This window comes from Geobacillus stearothermophilus ATCC 12980 (assembly GCF_030369615.1).
In the GTDB taxonomy this organism is placed as follows: Bacteria; Bacillota; Bacilli; order Bacillales; family Anoxybacillaceae; genus Geobacillus; species Geobacillus stearothermophilus.
The window spans coordinates 2,139,049-2,161,829 of sequence record NZ_CP128494.1; the positions used below are offsets into that span (position 1 = coordinate 2,139,049).

22 protein-coding genes, 2 pseudogenes and 3 other annotated features are annotated in these 22,781 nt (G+C 54.8%); of the genes and pseudogenes, 1 reads left to right on the forward strand and 23 read right to left on the reverse strand.

The window, feature by feature from the left end; genetic code table 11:
• Positions 1–38: 38 nt before the first annotated feature.
• Positions 39–274 (reverse strand) — a binding site (T-box leader).
• 86 nt (positions 275–360) lie between these two features.
• Together QSJ10_RS11585 and msrA are read right to left on the reverse strand one after the other, a co-directional pair.
• Positions 361–1,113: a TrmH family RNA methyltransferase gene (locus tag QSJ10_RS11585; RefSeq protein WP_033010801.1), complete on the reverse strand. Its 753-nt coding sequence runs from the start codon at positions 1,111–1,113 to the stop codon at positions 361–363.
• Complete coding sequence (msrA, locus tag QSJ10_RS11590) at positions 1,110–1,634, reverse strand: peptide-methionine (S)-S-oxide reductase MsrA (RefSeq protein WP_013144533.1); 525 nt, start codon at positions 1,632–1,634, stop codon at positions 1,110–1,112. The genes QSJ10_RS11585 and msrA overlap by 4 nt, the downstream gene beginning before the upstream one ends.
• A gap of 269 nt (positions 1,635–1,903) precedes the next feature.
• On the opposite strand from msrA, the gene sspI reads away from it, so the two are divergent.
• Entirely contained in the window at positions 1,904–2,113 is a 210-nt protein-coding gene (gene sspI / locus QSJ10_RS11595) for a small acid-soluble spore protein SspI (protein WP_015375579.1), read from the forward strand.
• A gap of 28 nt (positions 2,114–2,141) precedes the next feature.
• Here sspI and QSJ10_RS11600 read toward each other — a convergent pair whose 3' ends face one another.
• The 21 genes and pseudogenes from QSJ10_RS11600 to mdh form a co-directional block, all read right to left on the reverse strand.
• On the reverse strand, positions 2,142–3,230 hold the full coding sequence (locus QSJ10_RS11600) for a M42 family metallopeptidase (RefSeq protein ID WP_033014396.1): 1,089 nt from the start codon (positions 3,228–3,230) through the stop codon (positions 2,142–2,144).
• A 92-nt stretch (positions 3,231–3,322) separates the two neighbouring features.
• Positions 3,323–3,808 carry a dUTP diphosphatase gene (locus QSJ10_RS11605; RefSeq protein WP_011232188.1) on the reverse strand — a complete coding sequence of 162 codons (486 nt, stop codon included), beginning with the start codon at positions 3,806–3,808 and terminating at the stop codon, positions 3,323–3,325.
• Positions 3,809–3,823: 15 nt separating this feature from the next.
• Positions 3,824–4,075, reverse strand: coding sequence for a DUF1294 domain-containing protein (locus tag QSJ10_RS11610; RefSeq protein ID WP_033014398.1), 252 nt, complete (start codon positions 4,073–4,075; stop codon positions 3,824–3,826).
• Between the two features lie 57 nt (positions 4,076–4,132).
• Positions 4,133–4,492 carry a 50S ribosomal protein L20 gene (rplT, locus tag QSJ10_RS11615; protein WP_011232190.1) on the reverse strand — a complete coding sequence of 120 codons (360 nt, stop codon included), beginning with the start codon at positions 4,490–4,492 and terminating at the stop codon, positions 4,133–4,135.
• Between the two features lie 25 nt (positions 4,493–4,517).
• On the reverse strand, positions 4,518–4,718 hold the full coding sequence (gene rpmI / locus QSJ10_RS11620; protein WP_011232191.1) for a 50S ribosomal protein L35: 201 nt from the start codon (positions 4,716–4,718) through the stop codon (positions 4,518–4,520).
• Positions 4,719–4,731: 13 nt separating this feature from the next.
• A complete protein-coding gene (gene infC / locus QSJ10_RS11625) occupies positions 4,732–5,310 on the reverse strand; it encodes a translation initiation factor IF-3 (protein WP_080706499.1) in 579 nt (192 codons plus the stop codon).
• Positions 5,306–5,437: a sequence feature (ribosomal protein L20 leader region), on the reverse strand. It overlaps the preceding gene by 5 nt.
• A 213-nt stretch (positions 5,438–5,650) precedes the next feature.
• Positions 5,651–7,594 carry a threonine--tRNA ligase gene (thrS, locus tag QSJ10_RS11630; protein ID WP_033010805.1) on the reverse strand — a complete coding sequence of 648 codons (1,944 nt, stop codon included), beginning with the start codon at positions 7,592–7,594 and terminating at the stop codon, positions 5,651–5,653.
• A gap of 49 nt (positions 7,595–7,643) precedes the next feature.
• Positions 7,644–7,869 (reverse strand) — a binding site (T-box leader).
• A 46-nt stretch (positions 7,870–7,915) separates the two neighbouring features.
• Positions 7,916–8,791: a putative sporulation protein YtxC gene (ytxC, locus tag QSJ10_RS11635; protein ID WP_033014399.1), complete on the reverse strand. Its 876-nt coding sequence runs from the start codon at positions 8,789–8,791 to the stop codon at positions 7,916–7,918.
• A 286-nt stretch (positions 8,792–9,077) separates the two neighbouring features.
• Positions 9,078–10,010 (reverse strand): primosomal protein DnaI, encoded by a 933-nt coding sequence (gene dnaI / locus QSJ10_RS11640; RefSeq protein ID WP_033010808.1) that lies wholly within the window; start codon positions 10,008–10,010, stop codon positions 9,078–9,080.
• A gap of 11 nt (positions 10,011–10,021) precedes the next feature.
• Positions 10,022–11,413, reverse strand: a complete 1,392-nt coding sequence (locus QSJ10_RS11645) for a replication initiation and membrane attachment family protein (RefSeq protein WP_287135935.1) — start codon at positions 11,411–11,413, stop codon at positions 10,022–10,024.
• 105 nt (positions 11,414–11,518) lie between these two features.
• On the reverse strand, positions 11,519–11,980 hold the full coding sequence (gene nrdR / locus QSJ10_RS11650) for a transcriptional regulator NrdR (RefSeq protein WP_033008531.1): 462 nt from the start codon (positions 11,978–11,980) through the stop codon (positions 11,519–11,521).
• A gap of 67 nt (positions 11,981–12,047) precedes the next feature.
• Entirely contained in the window at positions 12,048–12,446 is a 399-nt protein-coding gene (locus tag QSJ10_RS11655) for a hypothetical protein (protein WP_033008532.1), read from the reverse strand.
• Between the two features lie 125 nt (positions 12,447–12,571).
• The gene (gene speD, locus QSJ10_RS11660; RefSeq protein ID WP_033008533.1) at positions 12,572–12,946 is read right to left on the reverse strand and encodes an adenosylmethionine decarboxylase; all 375 of its coding nucleotides are present in this window, start codon (positions 12,944–12,946) and stop codon (positions 12,572–12,574) included.
• A 299-nt stretch (positions 12,947–13,245) separates the two neighbouring features.
• Positions 13,246–14,154 (reverse strand): annotated as a pseudogene (locus QSJ10_RS15650) (glyceraldehyde 3-phosphate dehydrogenase NAD-binding domain-containing protein).
• Between the two features lie 116 nt (positions 14,155–14,270).
• Positions 14,271–14,876, reverse strand: a complete 606-nt coding sequence (gene coaE, locus QSJ10_RS11675; protein ID WP_033008536.1) for a dephospho-CoA kinase — start codon at positions 14,874–14,876, stop codon at positions 14,271–14,273.
• A gap of 28 nt (positions 14,877–14,904) precedes the next feature.
• Positions 14,905–15,729 (reverse strand): DNA-formamidopyrimidine glycosylase, encoded by an 825-nt coding sequence (gene mutM / locus QSJ10_RS11680; RefSeq protein ID WP_033014418.1) that lies wholly within the window; start codon positions 15,727–15,729, stop codon positions 14,905–14,907.
• Positions 15,730–15,826: 97 nt separating this feature from the next.
• Positions 15,827–18,463, reverse strand: coding sequence for a DNA polymerase I (gene polA, locus QSJ10_RS11685; RefSeq protein WP_033014420.1), 2,637 nt, complete (start codon positions 18,461–18,463; stop codon positions 15,827–15,829).
• A 63-nt stretch (positions 18,464–18,526) separates the two neighbouring features.
• Entirely contained in the window at positions 18,527–20,278 is a 1,752-nt protein-coding gene (gene pnpS, locus QSJ10_RS11690; RefSeq protein WP_033014422.1) for a two-component system histidine kinase PnpS, read from the reverse strand.
• A 1-nt stretch (position 20,279) separates the two neighbouring features.
• Entirely contained in the window at positions 20,280–20,978 is a 699-nt protein-coding gene (locus QSJ10_RS11695) for a response regulator transcription factor (protein WP_033014424.1), read from the reverse strand.
• Positions 20,979–21,146: 168 nt separating this feature from the next.
• Positions 21,147–21,614: pseudogene (locus tag QSJ10_RS11700) on the reverse strand (MaoC family dehydratase).
• An 81-nt stretch (positions 21,615–21,695) separates the two neighbouring features.
• Positions 21,696–22,634 (reverse strand): malate dehydrogenase, encoded by a 939-nt coding sequence (gene mdh / locus QSJ10_RS11705; protein WP_049624515.1) that lies wholly within the window; start codon positions 22,632–22,634, stop codon positions 21,696–21,698.
• Between the last annotated feature and the right edge of the window lie 147 nt (positions 22,635–22,781).

Genomic DNA, 22,781 nt, shown 5'->3' on the forward strand with positions numbered 1-22,781 from the left:
AGTCCCTCCTCTATCCAAAATAAAAAACCCGCCCCCCGGTAAGGGACGAGTTGTTGCTCGCGGTACCACCCTTGTTAACAGCACAAATGTGCTGTTCGCTTCATTGCGATAACGGCCGAAAGCCGGAACACCTTTACATCCCCTTTTGGGATGGTCCCGGTGCCAACTCGGGAGGTGAACTTCACTTGCGTCGGCCATAAAAACGCTCCCAGTCTCCGGCGTTTTCTCCCTGGATGGCGAGCGGCAAGCTACTTTTCTCCGTCATCGTTGTTGTCCGTATGGAAAATGTCGCTATTTATTATACGCAAAGAAAACGGCAAAGGCAAGGTCAGGCCGAAATTTCTTTGCGCAGCTCATCGTTTACCGCACCGCCTGCAAGGAATAAAGCAAAATTCCGGCCGCGACGGCGACATTCAGCGACTCGGCTTGGCCGTAAATCGGGATGTAGATGGTTTCCGTCGTCATCTCGAGCCATTCGCGCCGGACGCCGCTTCCTTCATTGCCGACGAGCAAGGCGAAGGAAGACGAAGGCGGAACGGTGCGGTAATCAACGGCATTCTCCAAGGCCGTTCCGTACACCGGAATGCCCTGCTCCTTGAAACGCGCGATCCATTGCGCCAAATCGCCTTTGACAACCGGAAGATGAAACAGCGACCCTTGCGTCGCCCGCACGACTTTCGGATTGTACACATCGGCGCACCCTTCGCCAAGGATGACAGCATCGATCCCGGCGGCATCGGCGGTGCGAATCATCGTCCCGAGATTGCCCGGGTCTTGCACGGCGTCAATGAGCAAGGCGGTCTTCACGCCTTCAAGCTCGGCCGGCAGCTGTCGGCACACCGCGGCGATGCCTTGCGGCGTCTCCGTGCTGCTGATCGCCTTCATCACCGCTTCGGTCACGATCACAACCGGGACGCTGACGTCCCAGCCGGGCGGGATGGCTGTCCGCTCGTCCACCATCAGCTCAACAAGCGGCGCTCGGCTTTTTACAGCCTCTTCGACAAGATGAAACCCTTCAAGCAAAAACAATCCGGTCTCATCGCGCCCTTTTTTGGTCAGCAGCTTTTTCCATTGTTTGACGCGCGCATTTTTCGGCGATTCGATCCGCTTCACCGTTTCGTCCCCCAATGTTTGGCGATAAACTCGTCGCGCCCGGACGCGGCGCGGTCTTGCTTGTAATGCTCCGGATTTTTCTTATGGTAGTTTTGATGATACTCTTCCGCCGGGTAAAACGTCGTCGCCGGCAAAATTTTCGTTACAATCGGCTTCGAGAAGCGCCCGCTTTCCTCGAGCGCCCGCTTTGACTGCTCGGCGAGCTGGCGCTGTTTTTCGTTATGGTAAAAAATCGCCGTCCGGTATTGCGGCCCGCGGTCGTGAAACTGGCCGCCGTCATCGGTCGGGTCGATTTGACACCAATACAGCTCCAACAGCCGCTCATACGGAAAGACGTCCGGGTCAAACGTGATTTGCACCGCTTCGTAATGGCCGGTCGTGCCGGTTTTCACTTGCTCGTATGTTGGGTTTTCGACATGCCCGCCCGTATAGCCGGAGACGATGCCGTAAATGCCGTCAAGCTCCTCAAACGGCGTCACCATGCACCAAAAGCAGCCGCCGGCGAATGTCGCTTTTTCCATTGTGTCGTCACCTCATTCGTCAAGTTTCTTCATTTGATTATAACAAAATGTGTGCCGTTGTCATCTTTCACGACCAAAGCCAAGTTCCTTCACAAAGCCAGGCTCGTTCCGTTCCGCACGCCGGCCGCTCATGTCACTGAGTCAAGCTGTCGTTTCATTTCGGTCTAGTTTTTCCTCTATTATACCATATACGAGAGCCGCTCCATGTATAAATCCGCCGCCATTGGCAAACGATAACGGTGTATAATACGGCCAATGAGGTGAGACAAATGGATTTGAACTTGCGGAAAGCCATTATGCACAACGTCGCCAACAACTCGAAAGAACAGCTCGAGAATACAATCGAGGACGCGATCCAGCGTGGCGAGGAAAAATATTTGCCCGGCCTCGGCGTCCTCTTTGAAGCCATTTGGACGCACGCCAATGAACAGCAAAAAGACATGATGCTCACCACGCTCGAGCAGGCGGTTAAACAATGACGAACACCGGCCGAATTGGCCGGTGTTTTTATTCGTCAAACGTCAGTTGTTTCACTTTGTCGGCGTCAAGCCGTTTGATCACTTCGACAAGCAGCTTGACCGTGTTCTCGTAGTCGTCGCGATGCAAAATGGCGGCGTGCGAGTGGATGTAGCGCGTCGGGATGGCGATCGTGAGCGACGGAACGCCGCTGCCCGTTAAATGAATCGCTCCCGCATCCGTACCGCCGCCCGGCATGGCATCAAAATGGTACGGAATGTTCAGCTCTTCCGCCAATTCGATGACGAATTCGCGCAAGCCGCGGTGCGACACCATCGTCGCGTCGTACAGGACGATGTGCGGGCCGGCGCCGAGTTTGCCCATCGCTTCTTTTTCCGACACGCCCGGTGTATCGCCGGCAATGCCGACATCCACCGCAAAGGCGATATCCGGCTGAATGAATTGGGCGGCCGTGCGCGCGCCGCGCAAGCCGACTTCTTCCTGCACCGTGCCGACGCCGTATACCGTGTTTGGATGGTCGACGCCTTTCAGCTGCTTGAGCACATCGATGGCGACCGCACAGCCGATCCGGTTGTCCCATGCTTTCGCGAGCAGCATTTTTTCATTGTTCAATACCGTAAATTCAAAATACGGCACGATCATATCGCCCGGGCGGACGCCCCACTCCATCGCTTCCTCGCGGCTTGTCGCGCCGATGTCGATGAACATATCTTTGATTTCCACCGGTTTTTTGCGCGCCTCCGGCGGCAGAATGTGCGGCGGCTTCGAACCGATGACGCCGGTGACGTCGCCTTTTTTCGTCACGATCGTCACGCGCTGGGCGAGCATCACTTGGCTCCACCATCCGCCAAGCGTTTGGAAGCGGATGAAGCCTTTGTCGTCGATTTGCGTCACCATAAAGCCGACTTCATCCAAATGGCCGGCGATCATCACTTTCGGCCCGCCCGATTTCCCTTCTTTTTTGGCAATCAAGCTGCCGAGGCCATCCGTTGTCACTTCATCCGCATACGGAGCTATGTATGTCTTCATCACATCGCGCGCTTCCCGCTCATTGCCCGGGACGCCTTTCGCATCGGTCAGCGCTTTCAGCATCGTCAACGTTTCGTCCAACTTCGCCATCTTGGCACTCCTTTCCGGTTTTGTCCACTTTTTTATTATACTTGAAAAGGCTGACGATTGGCAAAATGAATCATTCGCCATCCAAAAAAAGATCAATAGCGCTCGTTTTGCCGCTTGTGGTTCACTTCATTTTTCCGCCGATACGCCGCCTCGATGTCATCGGAAGAAAAACCGAGCGCCACGCCAAGCCGCCAATACTCCGCAAACAGCGCATCATATTCCCCTCGCGCTCTCGTCTCCCCGAACCGCTCGGCGGCGCGAAACACGGCAAGAAACTGCTCGACAAGCGGCCGTCCCGCCGACGGAGCTTCGTTTTCTTCATAAAACAAGCCGCACTCCAGCCCGAGCGACAATAAAAAATGCAAGCCGTCCACATATTCCTCAAGCACTCGCTCGGCTGGCGCGGGCGGTTTGATGCTCCAAAATTTAAAGCAACGCGTCTCATTCGCGAGTTCACCCAGCTCCACAAGAAAGGCGAGCTGCTTGCGGGCAAACAAATCTTCCTCCATCAAGCCATGCTCCGTTTCAATGCGCCGATCCAACATGCGCTGCATATCGTAAAGCAAAGGCCAATTCATTCTTTCCTCCCCTTTCTACCTCATCCATCGCCAATAGAGAAACAGCTCCACCGCTGCCAACAGCGGCAAGCCATAGCCAAAAGCCCGATGGCGCGTTTTATGGCGAAACGTGTACATTCCAGCTGCCGCACCGATGGCCCCGCCCGCAAACGCCAGCAGCCAAAGCGTCCGCTCAGCGGTGCGAAAGCGGCGGCGTTTCGCTTTTTGTTTGTCGAGCCCCATCATAAAAAAGGCAAGAAGATTGATCGCTATTCCGTATTGTACCATATCGATCCCTTTCCTTGATAAGAAAATGGCCATCCTGATCAAGGATGGCCATCGTTGTTATTTATTCAAATTCGCTTTCGCCAAGTCGGCGAGTTGGGCGAACGCGGCTTGATCGTTCACCGCCAAGTCGGCGAGCATTTTCCGGTTCACTTCCACGCCGGCCAGCTTCAAGCCGTGCATCAAACGGCTGTAGGACAAGCCATTTTGGCGAGCCGCCGCGTTGATGCGGACAATCCACAGTTTGCGGAAATCGCGCTTCCGTTGACGGCGGTCGCGATACGCATACATGAGCGATTTCATCACTTGCTGGTTCGCAACTCTATATAACGCGTGTTTCGCGCCGAAATAGCCTTTCGCAAGCTTCAATACTTTTTTGCGACGTCTGCGCGTCACTGGTCCACCTTTTACGCGTGGCATAATCGTTCCCTCCTATAGTCGGTCGTTATTTCAAGTTGTCGAGCATTTGGCGAATGCGTTTGAAATCGCCAGGCGAGACAAGCGTCGCTTTGCGGAGATGACGCTTTTGTTTTTTCGTTTTATTGGCAAACAAGTGGCTCGTATACGCATGGCCGCGTTTCAATTTGCCGCTCGCCGTCTTTTTGAACCGTTTCGCCGAGCCGCGGTGAGTTTTCATTTTTGGCATCACAGTTTCCTCCTTACTTGTTGTCGTTTTTCGGTGCGAGCACGAGAAACATGTTGCGCCCGTCCATTTTCGGCGCCGTTTCGACGACCGCGATGTCGGCACACGCTTCCGATAAGCGGTCAAGGACGCGCTGTCCGATTTCTTTATGGGTGATCGCCCGTCCTTTGAAGCGGATCGTCGCTTTCACTTTATCGCCTTTTTCCAAAAACTTGCGCGCGTTGCGCAGTTTCGTGTTGAAGTCATGCTCCTCGATCGTTGGGCTGAGGCGCACTTCTTTCACATTGATGACCTTTTGCTTTTTGCGCGCTTCTTTTTCTTTCTTCTGCTGCTCGAAGCGGAATTTCCCGTAATCCATGATGCGGCAAACAGGCGGTTTGGCGTTCGGCGCCACAAGCACGAGGTCCAAGTTGCGTCTCGCCGCAATTTCGAGCGCTTCCTGCTTCGACTTGATGCCAAGTTGGTCGCCGTTTTGATCGATCAAGCGCACTTCCCGGGCACGAATTTGCTCGTTGATAATGAAATCTTTGCTAATAATGAGCCACCTCCAAGGTTTTTTCCAACTGGCTTGTTTGCCGGCAGAGCCCGCTCTCAACGAAAAAGCGCGGATGCACAAAGCACCCGCGCACGACGTTCGGACAAAAAGTTGGCGAACCGTAACAACCTGCCAACAGCCTTCTTAGCGTCGGTCAGGTGAGAAGCGGGCGCTTCTGCTTTCGTTACAAACAAGCAATCATTCCACTTTATACACTATACCACCTTGGCGATGGCATGTCAAGGAGCGGCTCTTGATAAACACAACGTCCTTTATTATAATGGATTCTCACTTCGTTAGCAAGAGAAAATTTTCAGTTGACCGCAACAATGCGCTCCAGCCTCCGCCTGCGCGCGAAAAAAAGCGGTCCGAAACGCGTCGGACCGCCATAGGTCGTTCCTTATTTCGCCCGTTTTTCCCGCACGTCTTCCGCTAACAAGGCAGCAAATTCATCAAGCCCCATCGTCCGGCTCTCTTTTTCGCCGTAGCGTCGGACGTTGACCGCTCGCTCGGCCGCCTCTTTGTCGCCGACAACGAGCATGTACGGGATTTTTTGCATTTGCGCTTCGCGGATTTTGTAGCCGATTTTTTCGTCGCGCTCGTCGACTTCAACGCGGAAGCCGCGTTCTTTCAGCGTCCGCTGCACGTCATAGGCGTAATCGAGGTGCGCCTCCGGCGACACCGGGATCACCTTGACTTGAACCGGGGCGAGCCATGTCGGGAACGCGCCTTTGTATTCTTCGATCAAGAACGCGACAAACCGCTCCATCGTCGAGACGACGCCGCGGTGGATGACAACCGGGCGGTGCGGCTTCCCGTCTTCGCCGATGTACGTAAGGTCAAAACGTTCCGGCAAGAGGAAGTCGAGCTGCACCGTTGAGAGCGTTTCGTCTTTGCCGAGCGCCGTGCGCACTTGCACATCGAGCTTCGGCCCGTAAAACGCCGCTTCCCCTTCAGCCTCATAGTAGTCGAGACCAAGCTCGTCCATCGCTTCGCGCAGCATTCGTTGCGCTTTTTCCCACATTTCATCGTCGTCGTAATATTTTTCTTTGTCATGCGGATCGCGGTATGACAAGCGGAACGAGTACTCGTCAAGCCCGAAATCTTTGTATACTTCTAAAATCAAGTTGACGACACGTTTAAACTCGTCTTTGATTTGGTCAGGGCGCACGAAAATATGGGCGTCATTAAGCGTCATGCCGCGGACGCGTTGCAAGCCGGTAAGCGCTCCGGACATTTCGTAGCGGTGCATCGTGCCAAGTTCGGCGATGCGAATCGGCAGCTCACGGTAGCTGTGCAGCTTGCTTTTGTAAATCATCATATGGTGCGGGCAGTTCATCGGACGCAGCACAAGCTGTTCATTGTCCATTTCCATCGGCGGGAACATGTTTTCTTTGTAATGGTCCCAGTGTCCTGACGTTTTGTACAGCTCGACGCTGCCGAGCACCGGCGTATACACATGGTCATAGCCAAGCTCGATTTCTTTGTCGACGATATACCGTTCAATGATCCGGCGGATCGTCGCCCCCTTCGGCAGCCAAAGCGGCAAGCCTTGCCCGACTTTTTGCGACGTCGCAAACAGCTCAAGCTCTTTTCCTAATTTGCGGTGGTCGCGCTCCTTTGCCTCTTCGAGAAGATGCAGATAGCGCTCCAAATCTTCCTTCTTGAAAAACGCTGTCCCGTAAATGCGCTGCAGCATTTTGTTGTTGCTGTCACCGCGCCAGTAGGCCCCCGAGATGCTGAGCAGCTTGAATTCTTTGATCTTGCCGGTCGACGGCACGTGCACGCCGCGGCAAAGGTCGAAAAACTCGCCTTGCTCGTAAATGGAAATCGTCTCGCCTTCCGGAATATCAGCGATCAACTCGAGCTTCAACTCATCGCCGATTTCTTCATACAGCCGGATAGCTTCTTCACGGCTCACTTCTTTGCGGACGATATCCAAGTTTTCTTTGACAATGTTGCGCATTTCCGCCTCAATTTTCGGCAAATCGTCCGGCGTCAGCTTATGCTCCATATCGATATCATAGTAGAAGCCGTTTTCAATAACGGGTCCGACGCCGAGCTTGACGTTGCGATACAGCCGTTTGATCGCCTGCGCCATTAAATGGGCGGCGCTATGGCGCAAAATATCAAGCGCCTCTGGCATATCTTGGGTGATAATCACCAGCTCGCCGTCCTCATGAAGCGGCGTGCGCAAATCGACGAACCGGCCGTTCAGTTTCCCGGCGATCGCTTTTTTCTTCAGCCCCGGACTGATCGACGCGGCGATGTCTTCGGTCGATGTCCCGCTCGCAAACTCCTTTTGCGCTCCGTCCGGGAACGTGATGCGAATCATGTCTGGCATCGGCAATCACTCCTTTGTCATAATTAAAAAAGAAAAAAACTCCTCCCTCAAAAGGGACGAGTTTTCGTCGTGGTTCCACCCTTCTTCCCATGGCAACACAACGCCATGGCTCAACAACAATAACGGCTAGCCACCGGCGGCAACTACTGGGCGCTCCGTTCGCTGCCGCAGCTCTGAGGGGGTAAGCGCATTTTTCGTGTTAGGAAGGTTCCAGCCGCCGCCTTCCCTCTCTGGAAACCGTAAAAATGCACCCATATCCTCGTCATCGCTTGTCTATGCGGTTATTTATGTACGATATTATAGCGGAACCGAAAAGAAAAATCAAGATTCTTCCCCATTTCCGGCGCTGGCGACAAACAAGCGGGAAAAATCAGCGCGGCGGCGGAGGCGAAGCCGCTCTTGAAACACGTTTTGCAGCGTCTGCACCATGCCGTCATCCGGGTGGTCGGTATACAGCTCAATTTCCGCCGGAGCAAGCGAGACAAGCGGCGCGAGCACCGAAGAATCGATATACATCGGCTGGCTGACGACGAGATGGCGGTCGATCAGCCGTTTCACTTCCGCCGCCGACAGCTCGCGGCGGTGGCGGTCGTAAAACACGAAGTGCGGCGGGTCGTGCACCAAATACAGGCGCGGCCATTGCGGCGTCCGGCCAACCAGGCATTCGCGCAGCATTTGCACGAAAGTTTGATACTCTTGCTCCAATTTGTACTCGTCAATCGCGAGCCCGACATAATGTTCAAGCCGCTCGATGTACGGCTTCAGCCGAAAGGTGACAAACGACGAAAACGAGAAGGACAGCCCGTCGCGCAAAAACGAAGCGCACGCCTCGCGCAGCAGCGCCATGCGCGAAGCAGCAAACTCCGCCCCTTTCTGATAATCGCGCCGTTCACCGTCCAAAAACGAATGGGCGAGCGCCAAAATTTGCTGCTGTTCCTCGCGGTCGCGAAAATAAAAGACACCGGAAATGATCGACAACAACAGCCGGTCTTCGAGGACAGACTGCACAAATGCAGTCATGGCTGGTATGATATACGTCTCGAGCACGTGCTTCTCATCGCCGTATATGTAAACCGCCACGATCTTGTTTCCGTCGTAAGCGGCGTGAAACAGCGGACAGGCATCCCGTTTCCGTTCATTCAGCAGCCAAAACAGTTTCTCCGCCTCGCTTGCCTTGTCAAAATGGATTTCGATCACCCGCTGTCCCCCCTTCTCCGAGATCAACACTTGGTTTATATATATGGGGACAATCAGCTGTTTAGACTAAAAAAGCGCAAAACGTCCAACGTTTCCCGCCTACAGGGATGCGCCGCTCGGCGGCTGCGGCGGACGGAGCGCACAGACATTCGCAACGGGTTCATTCGCCAAGATGCCCCGCTCCTTGGCGGCTGGCGGAGAATGCATCCTTTCCGCCCCAGCGCAGAAAAACGGCGCCCCCTTGCGTCAGGGGACGCCGTAAGCGCGCCGTTTGACCGCTTATCCATCATTCGCGGCGGTTTGGCCCGGTAATTTCAACCGGGTGCGCGAGTGAGCGGATCCGCTCCATAATGCGGGCGGCTTTCACTTTTTCTTCCTCGCCGCGCTGCGAATACGTCAAATGGTGGGCGAGCTGCTTCATATCAAAGTTGGAGGTGAAAAAGGTCGGCAAATTTTCAAACATCCGGTATTGCAAAATTGGGCCGAGCACATCGTCGCGCACCCAGCTCGACATCGCCTCCGCTCCAAGGTCATCGAGCATGAGCACCGGCACTTTTTTCACATAATCGAGCTTTTCGTTCATCGTCTGATCTTGCAATGAATGCTTCAGCTCGCGAAACAGCTCCGGCACATAGACGATGAGCGACGGAATGTTCCGTTTCGCCAGTTCATTGGCGATCGCCCCGAGCAAATACGTTTTGCCGACGCCGAACGACCCGTACAAGTACAATCCTTTCATTTTTTTCCCCGGCTCGTACTCCGTCACGAACTTCTCTGCAAACTGGATGGCTTTAATGCGCCCATCGTCGCTAAGATCCACATCCGACAGCGAAGCTTGCAAAATTTCCCGCGGCACGAACATGCTTTGAATGAGCGCTTCCTGCCTTCTCCGTTCATCATCTTGCACTTTTTTCGGGCAGCGGTCGTATTCAACGTCAATTCGCCCGCCGGCGACCACCAAGTTCGGATGATACCCCGGCAACATATTTGGGCATTGCTCGAGCCCTGGGCACTGGCGGCAATGGCCATGTTGCTCGATAAATTCGTACAGCTTCATTAAACTTCGGTCCACCGCATCGCGCGACAGCTGCTGCTCGTGCGCCTGCAAAAACGGCTGCACGTCCGGATGCGTCAAAATATAGCGCCGCATTTGTTCATAGCGCCGCCGGAACCCTTCGTTTCCGAACAGCCGCTGCAACAGTTGATTTACTCGTTCCATCGCCTTTACACCTACGATCCATCACGGTATTTTTTCAGCCGTTCCTCGAGCTCTTTGCGCGCCTGTTCCACATCAAAGTCGTCATCATCCGGCTGGCTGTAATCCATGTTCAGCCAGTCGGGGACGATTTCGGTGCGCACGACTTTGCGCACTGTCCGCGTCCCTTTTTCTTTTTCATTCGCCCAGTTTTGGTACGTCTTTGCTTCCTCTTTAGCCAGCTCCATCGCCTCTTTGACGGTGCGCACCTTTTTGCGCGCCCAATGGCTGGCGATTTTCTCGACATATTTTTTCGATAGTTTCATATTCGTCCGCAGCATGACGTAATAAATCAGCACATTGACGACGCCCGGAAGAAGCTGCTGTTGAAACATAATATCTTCGATCAATTGCAAATCGGCGAGCGACGGCTCCGCTCCCCCGGAAATTTCCTTCAGAAGCTGGCGCGGGGAGATCGTCTCGAGCTGCTTCATCAACGCCTCCTCTTTTGTGCGCGGCTCGATGTATTCCATCGTCCGGTAAGCGAGCGGCTGCACCCGTTCGACAAGGCGCGGGGCGGCGCCGCCGTGCTCGATCTCATACCACTCCCGGGCCGCCCGGCGCAGGGCGTCAATGTCAATCTCGTATGCCGGATCGATGACGCCGAGGACAATTTTTTGCATTTCCAGCGGCGGGATGCCGTACAAAAATGCCAACTTTTTGATCGCTTCTTTCACTTTCGCGGTTACGGCCCGGCGCGGCACCATCTGTTTCGACAAGCCGGCAAAAAACAGCTCAAAATCAAACACGCCGTCATCGAGCGCATACGACGCCTCGTCCCGCCCCATGTGCACTTTTCCATCCGGCGGCTCGAGCTCGCGCCCGGCCTCTTCATTGAATCCCGCGACGATTTGTTCAGCATGAACGGACGAAAATACGTCCGAAAACGCGCGCGTCACCAGGGTGAACTTTGTCTCATCCACAACCGGGCAGGCAAAACAGTCATTCAGCTGGGCAAACATATGACGGCCGACTTGCCGGTACAAAAAGACGCCGAGCATTTCGTCGCGGAAAAATTGATCCGGCGCCAGCGGCGGGCGCAGCTCATACACAAACTGCTTCGGCTCTTCCGCCTCGGGGGCGTGGACGTACGTATTCAGCAGCCCGATGCCTTCGAGCTTCAGCCGCTCGCTGTAAATGTCCGGCAGGCCGCACTGCATGAGCGCCATAAGCCGATGGTGGGTCGCTTCCCGGCCGCCAAGCAGCTCGAGCTCCCCCCAAAGCGTCATATATAAGGCGAGCGCACGATGGCCGATCAGCGGCTGATACAGCATAGTCAACACTTTTCGGTCCGCATCGTGCAGCGCAGTGCGGCTTTGCACCATATACCGATCAACGGCCAACAACTCTTTCCAATGGTGTGGCATCGCTCCGACCTTCCATTCTGCCATATTCGTTTCCATCCACCTCTCGCCTTCCCGGCCGAAAAATAAGCTGAAAAAAGGGCCTGCCGCATTCCCGCTCGAGCCCTTTTACCGTTGTCCTTTTTTAATCAGCTCTTTTAGCTCTTCGATAAATACGTTGATATCTTTAAACTGCCGATAGACGGAAGCGAAGCGGACATAGGCCACCTCATCGATGCGCGACAGCCGCTCCATGACCATTTCGCCGATCGTTTCGCTTTTTACTTCCGATACGCCTTGGCTGCGCAGCTCGCGCTCGATTTCCTGCGTCACTTTTTCCAATTGCTCAAGCGCCACCGGCCGTTTTTCACACGCTTTGATCAAACCGCGCAAAATTTTTTCCCGGCTGAACTCCTCGCGCGTCCCTTCTTTTTTGACGACAATCAGCGGCGGTTCCTCGACCCGCTCAAACGTCGTAAATCGATAGTGGCATTGTTCGCACTCGCGCCGGCGGCGAATCGAGCGGCCTTCTTCGGCCGGGCGTGAGTCAAGCACGCGCGTGCCTTGGTGATGGCATGACGGACATCGCATAACATCCACTCCGTTCCTCTTCTTATCTTCTATCATACCGGAATGGCAGATGGCAGACAAGCCATAGTCAGCTATTGAGGCCAGAACCGATATACGGCAGGCGGCCGTCAAGCTTCCGGTATAACTCAAGGATGACCGCCCGGCTGCGGCCAAAATCAAACGGCAAGAACTTTGTCTCGGTCGTCACCGAAAAGTCCACCGCCGTTTCAAACGGGCGGACGGAAATGACGGTGGCGACGATAAACAGCTTGGGGCCGCGCCGCGTTTGGGCGCAAAGCTCGCCGCGCTCTTCGGAAACGGAAAGCAGCTCGGCGTCAGGCAGCGAAGCGAGCAGCTCTTTCACCGCGTCGATGACAGCGCGGTGGGCCGCTTTGTAGTAATGGCTCCGGAGCTCGGCGTCCTCATGGTTTTCCCGCGTTTCGCAATGGTTCGTCAACGCATACTTCAACTTTTTCCACATGCTCATAGCCACGTCTCCCTAATCGTTCTTTTTTTCACCATCATACCATGATTTTGGCCGCCATGGCACCGCCGAAAGCGTAAAAAAAGGAGCGTCCTGTTTACGCTCCTTTTGCTTCCGTTGTTATGGAATTACAGCGCGTGCGCCTTTTTCACTTCAATCGGGCGCATGCCGCGCGGCAGCTCAATCGTTTCCCGCGTTTGCGCGCCAAGCTTTTCGGCGATGTAATCCGCGGCGATGGTCGGGTCTAAATGGCCGCATGTATACACATCAATGCTGGCATAGCCGTGTTCCGGAAACGTATGAATCGTTAAATGGGATTCGGAAATAATGACGACCCCGCTTACGCCTTGCGGAGCGAATTTATGGAACGCGACTTCGCGAATTTCCGCTCCCGATTTTAATGCGGCGTCTACAAACGTTTTTTCAATAAAGTCCATATCGTTCAGTTTGTCAAAGTCGCATCCCCAAAGTTCCGAGATAACGTGACGACCCATCGTATCCATGCGAAAGTCCCCCTTTTAACCAATTTTCTCAAATAAAAAACAGATTTGTAGGTTGCAAAATGGCATGTATAACTACCACGGGGGAAAGTTAGTCCTAAGAGGTCCTAACCCTTTAAGTAGTCACATTACCTTTGCCGTTAAGAAGTTCACGAAACATAGTATACTTTGTTTAGGGGGTTTTTGCAACAGGCTTTTTTAATTTTTCGCATGCCAAAAGGAAAAAGCGCCCACACCGCCACACGGGCGGATCGGACGCTTTGCGCATCTTTTCACGATTGCGAGATTGGAAGAAAAACTGCTTAAGCGCTCACATGAAGACGCTCATTCATTTTGGCGGCGACAAGGCTGGCCAAGTCGACGACGCGGCACGAATAGCCCCACTCGTTGTCGTACCAGGCGAGCACTTTCACTTTCCGGCCGTCAATCACCATTGTCGACAAACCGTCAATGATCGCCGAATGCGGGTTCATGCGGGTTCGTGTTGAAATCGATCGACACAAGCGGCTCCATCGTGAAATCCAAAATGCCTTTCAGCGGACCATTGGCTGCGCGGAGAAGAGCTTCGTTCACTTCCTCGACCGTCACATCCCGCTTGACGTCAACGACCAAATCGACAAGCGACACGTTCGGCGTCGGAACGCGCAACGCCATGCCATGAAGCTTTCCTTGTGAACTACCCACCACCTACACTTCGCTTAGAGGTGGGGGCTTCAAGCGACTTGTGTGTGTTCGCTGAACGGTAAGCCACACACAAGAACCCTTTACGCTTCCCTTCGTTCCGAAGGTGTCCGTTCTAGCCATATTCTATCATATTCGTTGGCTAACGCCAACCGAAATTCATCTCCCACTTTCACTGGTGCTGGCGCACCTTCACGTTTAGAAGTAGGAGACTTCTTTCGGAGGGAAGTTAAATTTGCCGGTCGCTTCAATCACAATATCAATATCAAGCTCTTTCCACGGCAATTGTTGCGGTCGCGCGAGTTCAGCAATTCCACCTTTTTGCCGTTGACAAGCAATCCGTCTTCCAAAGCGGCGACATCGCCGTCGAATTTGCCGTGGTTGGAGTCGTATTTCACCAAATGGGCTAACGTTTCCGGCGGATAGCTAGCATTCACCGCCACAATTTCAAGGTCGGGAGGATTGATGGCTCTCCGGAATACCATCCGTCCAATTCGTCCGAATCCGTTAATCGCCACTTTCGCCTTCATTCACCTTGTTCCCTTCTCATATATGTTATACTATTTATTTTAATCCACATAAATAGTATATCATATTTTTGTGAAATACGGAGAGCAAAATCAATAAAACGCAGCAAAAAAGACGCCTATTTTCCCAAGGCGTCCCATTGATGCAAAATGGCCAGCAACTGCCGGCGTGTCTCTTCGATCGTCCCGTTGTTGTCAATCACCGCATCGGCCCGTTTCACTTTTTCCGCCATCGGCCACTGGGAGCGGATGCGGGCGAGCGCTTCCTCTTCGGTGAAACCGTTGCGCGCCATGAGCCGGCGGAGCTGAACGTCATCGTCGACGTACACAACAAGCACTTTATCCACCCAATGAGTCAGCCCGCTTTCAAATAACAGCGGAATATCTAGGACGACGGTCTTCGCTCCGGAGCGGATGTGCGCTTCTTTTTCAGCCAGCATTTTTTTCCGCACCGCTGGGTGAACGATGGCGTTGAGCACTTTCCGCTGTTGTTCGTCGTTAAAGACGATCGCCCCGAGTTTGGCTCGGTCGATTTCGCCGTCCGCCCGCAAAATGCCCGGACCGAATGCAGCGACGATTTGCCGGTACGCCTCCTCCCCCGGGCGGACGACGGCGCGCGCCGCCTCATCCGCATCGATGACCGGAAGGCCGAGCTCGCGCATCATCGCGCTGACCGTACTTTTGCCGCTCGCAATTCCACCGGTTAATCCGATCGTGAATGCCATTCGGCACCCCTCCTTTTTTGTCTGCTGCCTAGCGTTGGCAACGCGGGCAATAATGCGTGCCGCGGCCGGCGACAACCATTTTCTCAATCGGGGTGCCGCACCGTTTGCACGGCTCCCCTTTGCGGCCGTATACGAACAGGTGATGCTGGAACATTCCGGCTTCTCCTTGCGTATTCACATACGTGCGCACCGTGCTTCCCCCTTTCATGACCGCCTCGCCGATCGTCGCTACCATTTCTTCGTGCAACCGTGCAAGTTCTTCATCCGTCAGCGAAGCAGCCGGCCGTCCAGGGAGAATGCCGGCGCGAAACAGCGCTTCGTCGACATAAATGTTGCCAAACCCGGCCACGACCGTTTGATCAAGCAACAACGCTTTCACCGTCCGCTTTGTTTTCGCCGCTTTTGCGGCCAACACCGCCGGAGAAAACGCTGGGGACAGCGGTTCCGGCCCTAATTGAGCGAGCGGCGGCCGGCAGTCTGCTTCCTCTTTCGCGTACACGTGCATGGTTCCGAATTTGCGTACATCGCGATAACGAAGCTCACTGCCGTCTGTAAAACGAAACACAATGTGCGTATGCGGTTCAAGCGGCTCATCGGACTGGGCGACCGCGTAGCGCCCCTCCATGCGCAAATGGGAGATGAGCATATCCCGGTCAAGCAAAAATTTCAAAAATTTCCCGCGCCGATCGATGCCGCGCACCGTCTGCCCGGCCAGCCTGGCAGCAAACGCCGCCGGGTCTTGCGGATGACGAATGATATTCGGCCAAAACACCCGCACCTCTTCAATCGTTTTGCCAGCGACAAGCGGCAACAGCGTGCGGCGGATCGTTTCCACTTCCGGCAGTTCCGGCATGGCGCCTCCCTCCTTTTCCTGTTCGTGCACCTGTTTTAAAGCAACAGCTCATTGCGCGGCCCCGTGAAAAACCGAGCAGCTGGCGGGCAGGCCGCTTTTATTTGGCGTCGTACCACGTCGGACCGTAATGGTAATCGACTTTCAGCGGCACGCGGAGTGCGACGGCTTGCTCCATCACCTCTGGAACGAGGCGGCACAGCCGCTCGATTTCCTCTTTCGGCGCCTCCAAAATGAGTTCGTCATGCACTTGCAGCAACAGGCGCGCCTGCAGCCGTTCTTCGCGCAGCCTCACGCTTAGATCGATCATCGCTTTTTTAATAATATCAGCGGCACTCCCTTGGATCGGTGTGTTCATCGCCGTCCGCTCGGCGAAGCTGCGGACGTTGAAGTTGCGGCTTGTAATATCGGGCAAATAGCGGCGCCGATGCAGCAGCGTCGTCACATACCCTTTTTGTTTCGCTTCTTGCACAATGTTGTCCATATATTGCTTTACACCTGGAAAACTGGCAAAATATCGCTCAATAAATTCAGCCGCTTCTTTGCGCGTAATGTTCAAGTTTTGCGCCAGACCGTAATCACTAATGCCGTACACGATGCCAAAATTGACGGCCTTCGCTTGGCGGCGCATGTTGGCTGTCACGTCTTCTTCGCTCACATGGAAAATGTCCATGGCTGTTTTCGTATGGATGTCCAACCCGCGCCGGAACGCTTCAATCAAATTGTCATCTTCCGCGATATGGGCGAGGACGCGCAGCTCGATTTGCGAATAGTCGGCCGCAAAGATGAGCCAGTCCGGCTCCGACGGCACGAACGCCTGGCGGATTTTCCGCCCTTCCTCAAGCCGAATCGGAATGTTTTGCAAATTCGGTTCGACGGAGCTGAGGCGCCCGGTTTGCGTCAACGCCTGATTGAACATCGTGTGCACTTTGCCCGTCACGGGGTGCACCACTTTCAGCAGCCCTTCAATATACGTTGACTGCAGCTTGCCGAGTTGGCGGTAATGCAAAATATGTTCGACGATTTCATGGTGCGGTGCAAGCTTCTCAAGCACATCGGCTGAAGTCGAATAGCCGGTTTTTGTCTTTTTCAACACCGGGAGCTGCAGCTTGTCAAATAAAACCGTCCCGAGCTGTTTCGGCGAGTTAATGTTGAACTCTTGGCCGGCGAGTTCGTAAATGCGCCGCTCGACCGCCTGCAGCTGCTCGGTGAGCTCCGCCCCCATCTGTTCAAGCCGCTTCGTGTCCACTTTCACTCCAGTAAATTCCATATTGGCCAAAATGCCAGCCAGCGGCTGTTCGAGCTCGGTCAGCAGCCGATCTTGTTCGTTGCGGCGCAGTTCGTCCATCAACGGCTCTTCAAGCGCCCAAATGGCCGCCGCCTTGCGGGCGAGATGCTCGGCAAGCGTCGGTTCATCAGGAACCGTCCGCTTCGCTCCTTTTCCATAGACCGCCTCATCCGATCGCACCGCCTCGTACTGATGCATTTTCGCCACCGCGGCAACGTCGCCCGCCGCCTGCGCCGGATCGAGCAAGTAAGCGGCCAGCAACAGATCGAACACGACGCCGCGCAGTTCGATTCCTTTCCATTTTAGCGCGACGGCCGCCCGCTTTGAATCAAACATCGTTTTTTTCTTCGTCTCATCGCCAAGCCAAGCGAGAAATTTCGGATCGGCGAGCGCCGTCTCCGGGCGCAGGAAAAACCGCCCGCGTTCGTTGGCCAAGGCGATCCCGACAATCGGGGCATGGTGATAGTTGTCGCCCACCACCTCCACGACGAGGGCCGCTTTGTCGGCGAGCATTTCGTCCGTGACGCTGTCGGCGATCGCAAAATCCATCCCGGCGAGCGGCTTTTCGCCTTCATCCGTTTGGACGGCCATCTTGTCGAGAAACGACTGGAATCCGAGCTCCTGAAACAAGGCGACCACTTTTTCCCGGTCTTCTCCTTTGTAGACAATGTCATCGAGCGTCAGCTCAACCGGGGCGTCGCGGCAAATAGCGGCCAGCTGTTTGCTTAAAAGCGCCAAATCCCGGTATTGGCGCAAATTTTCTTTCAGCTTCTCCCCTTTGATCTCATCGATCGATGCCAGTACGTTTTCGACCGTGCCGAATTGCTTGAGCAGCTTGACGGCTGTTTTTTCCCCGATGCCGGGCACGCCAGGGATGTTGTCGGATTTGTCGCCCATCAATCCTTTCAAGTCGACAATTTGCTCCGGGGTGAGGCCGTATTTTTCCACGACCGTCTCCGGCGTGTACGACTCGATGTCGGTAATCCCTTTTTTCGTAATCTCCACCGTCACTTGCGGGGAAGCAAGCTGGGTTAAATCGCGGTCGCCGGAAATGACTTTCACTGCAAACCCTTCTCGCTCAGCCCGCGCCGCCATCGTTCCGATAATATCGTCCGCTTCGTAATGGTCGAGCTCATAGGCGGGGATGCGGTACGCCTTGAGCAATTCGCGCAGCAGCGGAAACTGTTCCGACAGTTCCGGCGGCGTCTGCTGCCGCCCGCCTTTATAGTCTTGGAACGTTTCATGGCGGAACGTCGTTTTCCCGGCGTCAAACGCCACGAGAATGTGGGTCGGCTGCTCTTCCGCCAAAATTTTGTTTAACATCATCGTAAACCCGTAGACTGCGTTCGTATGAATCCCTTTATCGTTATGCAAAAGCGGCAACGCGAAAAAGGCGCGGTACGCCACGCTGTTGCCGTCAATTAAGACGAGCTTGTTTTTCAACATCATCCCTCCTCGGACGTTCCTTGTTCTATTGTACCACGCCGGCGGGCGGCCATAAAAAGAAGCCGGCTACCGCTCCGGCTTCGGGAAATGAATCGTAAACTCGGTGCCGCGCCCGACTTCGCTCGTCACCGTAATGTAGCCGCGATGCGCCTCGACCAAGTGCTTGACGATCGAAAGGCCCAGCCCCGTCCCGCCTGAGTTGCGGCTGCGCGCCTTGTCGACGCGGTAAAAGCGTTCGAAAATGCGCGGGATTTCGTGTTCTTCAATGCCGATGCCGGTATCTTTCACATGGATGAGCACTTCTCCATCTGTTTCTTCCGCCCAAACGGCGACGTTCCCCCGTTCCGGCGTGTACGCCAACGCATTGGCGAGCAAATTGAGCAAAATTTGCTTCAGCCGGTTCCTGTCGCCGCGGATCGTCAACCCGGACGGCGCCTCGGCGCGCAAGTCGATTCCTTTTTCCGCTGCCTGCTTGCGAAACACGGCCACCGCCTCCACCATCACTTGGGCGACGTCGACGTCCTCCATGTTCAACCGAAACCCTTGCTGCTCAATTTTTGACAGATCAAGCAGCTCCTCAACGAGCGTCTGCAGCCGCTCGCTTTCCTTTAAAATGATGGTCAAAAAATGCTCAAGCGCCGCTTCGTCTTTCATCGCCCCGTCAAGCAGCGTCTCAGCGAATCCGCGGATCGACGTCACCGGCGTTTTCAACTCGTGCGACACGTTGGCGACAAAGTCTTTGCGGATTTGCTCGAGCCGCTTGAGCTCGGTAATGTCGTGGAACACGACGACGATCCCTTTCCATTCGGCGTTCGTGCCGATAATCGGGGCGCCGTACACGTCGAAATGCTTCCGCTCAAGACCGACCGTCAATTGCATTTGCCGGCGGATAGGCGTTTCTGTAATAAAAATGTCGTCAATAAGCCGGACAACGTCGCGGTATGGCAGCACATCGGCATATGGACGGTACAAGCAGGCGGATGGCTCAAGATGAAAATAGGTTTGGAACGTGCGGTTGAGCAAATGAACATGCCCGCGATGGTCAATAAACAACAACGCGCTGCCGACGTTTTCAATGAGCGTATGAAGCCGTTCGGTTTGGATTTCTCGCGCCCGGCTCATCTCCTGCAAGTTGCGGGCGAGGCGGTTGATCGAGCGGACGAGCATGCCGGCTTCTTTATATTCGCCATCAGGCACACGGGCGGCATAGTTGCCTTTTTCGAGTTCAAACGCCGCCTTCGTCGCTGCTTCAATCGGCCGCATATATTGGTTGGTGATTTTAAAGACAAGGGCGATTATGACAACAAGCGCCATGCCGAGGCTGCTCGTGAGCACGCCCCAAATTTGCTGGTTCACTTTTTTCAGCGAGCTCGTCGGCGTGCTTAACACGACATAGCCGTCCCGCTCCGAGCCGCGTCCGTATGGAGCGATGTAATAGTATACATCATTCGCTTTTTCAATAACCGAAAAGCGCGGAAACTGCTGTTTGCGCAAAATGGTGCGGATGATGCGCTCATGGTCTTCATCGCTGATCGCCGCGATGCGCCCACTGTCAAAGCGCACTTGTTCATTTCGGTCAAGCACCGTGATGCGCGATGACAGCTCGTTCCCCATGTCATGCAAGTCGATGCGAATTTGCTCAAGCGGCTCGTTTTCAAGCAAAATGGCGAGCGCTTTCGCCTCTTTTTCCATCCGCTTGTTCATCGTCTCGGCGTAAAACTGTTTGAGCAGTTGTCCAAGCAGCAAACCGAGGGCGATCAAAACCGTGACGATGAGCGTGATGAGCCAAAACAACAGCCGGTTGCGCAAGCTATCCATGCTACTTGGGCTCCTCCAGTTTGTAGCCGAGGCCGCGCACCGTTTTGATGTATGCCGGTTTTTTCGTGTCCTCTTCGATTTTCTCGCGCAAATGGCTGATATGGACATCGACAATACGCGTATCGCCGGCAAAATCATAGTTCCATACCGCGCTGAGCAGCTGGTCGCGCGTCAGCACCCGTCCTTTATGCCGCGCCAAATACAGGAGCAGCTCAAATTCTTTCGGCGTCAGCTCGAGCGGCTTGCCGCTGATCGCCGCCTCATATCGCTCTGGAAAAATCTCGAGCCGGCCGACAGCAAGCCGCTCGCCCTCCTCCGCCGCCGGCTGTGCAATCTCCGTACGGCGCAAGATCGCCTTCACCCGCGCAACGACTTCCCGCGGGCTGAACGGCTTGGTCATATAATCGTCGGCGCCAAGCTCGAGGCCAAGCACTTTGTCAAACTCGTCATCGCGGGCCGTAAGCATTAAAATCGGCGTCATGATTTGCTGCTGACGGAGCCGCTTGCACACTTCGACACCGTCAAGCTTCGGCAGCATCAAGTCCAAAATGATGAGCGCCGGCTGTTCGGACGCCACTTTGGCGAGCGCTTCTTCGCCGTCATAGGCAGCCACAGCTTGAAAGCCGGCTTTCTCCAAGTTGTACGCCAACAATGTCACGATCGGCTGTTCGTCATCAACGACTAAAATTTTTTTTTCCATGCCGCTCCTCCGTTTCATCCGATAGTTTCTGCCCTTATGATACCATAACTCGCGATTTGTCACGAAAAAAATAAAGAGACTGCTCCCCCGGCGGGCAAGCAGCCCCGCAAGGAACAGTCTCTCGCACGTTGTCGCCGGCTTTTGGCCGCCGGCGAAACACGATTCCGGTCAAAAATTTTCTAAAACCCGGCCATCAAAGCGCGGCAAGGCGTGCGGCGGACAGACGGACAACGTTCCATCCAGCACCGTCTCCGTCCCGCGCGTCGCGGTCACGGCCAAGGTGACGCAATGGCCTTCCTCATCCACCCCGGTCACTTCGAGCAAAAATTCGAGCGTCTCATAATGGTAAACCGGGCGGAGAAAGCGGATGTCCTGCCGGGTGATGTAGCTTCCCGGACCGGGCAAATATTTGGAGACCGCCGACGTAATCATCCCCGTCAGCATAATCGGCGCACAACCGGCCGGCCGAGCGGCGTCTGCAAAGCGTAGTCATGTTGGATGTAAAGCGGGTTGGCATCATCGGTCAGTCCAAGGTAAAGAAGCAAGTCTTTGTCCTCAATGGACGCCTGAAAGACAATTTTTTTCTCCAACCTGAATCTCCCTGATCGTTCTCCCGGGTTTCCGTTTTTTCAACACGTTCCCACCCCTCCTCCCAGAAAGCGCTTTCATTAATCACGGGCAAAAATTCGGGACAGCGCCCGAATTTTCGCCTTTTCGTTATTCCAACACGCGCATGACGTTTTTGACCGATTCGACCGATTTGGCCAGCGCCGCTTTTTCATCTTCGGTCAGCTCGAGCTCGATCACTTTCTCGATGCCGTTGCCGCCCAAGATCGTCGGCACTCCCAGGTAAATCCCTTCATAGCCGTACTCGCCCTCAAGGTAGGCGATCGCCGGCAAAATGCGGCGCTGGTCTTTCAAAATCGCTTCGACCATTTCGACGAGCGAGGCGGCCGGCGCGTAGTAGGCGCTGCCGTTGCCGAGCAAGTTGACGATCTCGCCGCCGCCTTTGCGCGTCCGCTCAACGATGGCGTCCAAACGGGCTTTCGGAATGAGCTTCTCGAGCGGAATGCCGCCGGCGTACGAGTAGCGGACGAGCGGCACCATGTCATCGCCATGGCCGCCCAGCACGAAGCCGGTGACATCTTTCACCGAAATGTTCAGCTCTTGGGCGACGAACGTGCGGAAGCGCGCCGTGTCCAACACCCCCGACTGACCGATGACGCGGTTTTTCGGAAAGCCGGACTCTTTGAAGACCGTGTACGTCATCGCATCGACCGGGTTCGTCAGGACGATGATGTAGCAGTTTGGTGAGTATTTGACGACTTCTTTCGTCACTTGTTTCATAATTTTTTGGTTCGTCGTCACCAAGTCGTCGCGGCTCATCCCCGGTTTGCGGGCGATGCCGGCCGTAATGACGACGATGTCGGAATCGGCCGTGTCGGCATAATCCGACGTACCGATAATGTTGGCGTCAAAGCCGAGCACCGGGCTCGACTCGAGCATGTCAAGCGCCTTCCCTTTCGTCGGATTTTCCAGCTGCGGAATATCGACCAATACGATGTCGCCAAGCTCTTTTTGCGCCAGCAGGAACGCTGTCGTCGCCCCCGTGAATCCGGCGCCGATCACCGAGATCTTCTTCCGTTTCATCGCCATCGTTTTGCCAACCCTTTCAGTGAACTACCCACCACCTACGCTTCGCTTATAGGTGGGGGCTTCAAGCGACTTGTGTGTGTTCGCTGAACGGTAAGCCACACACAAGAACCCTTTACGCTTCCCTTCGTTCCGAAGGTGTCCGTTCTA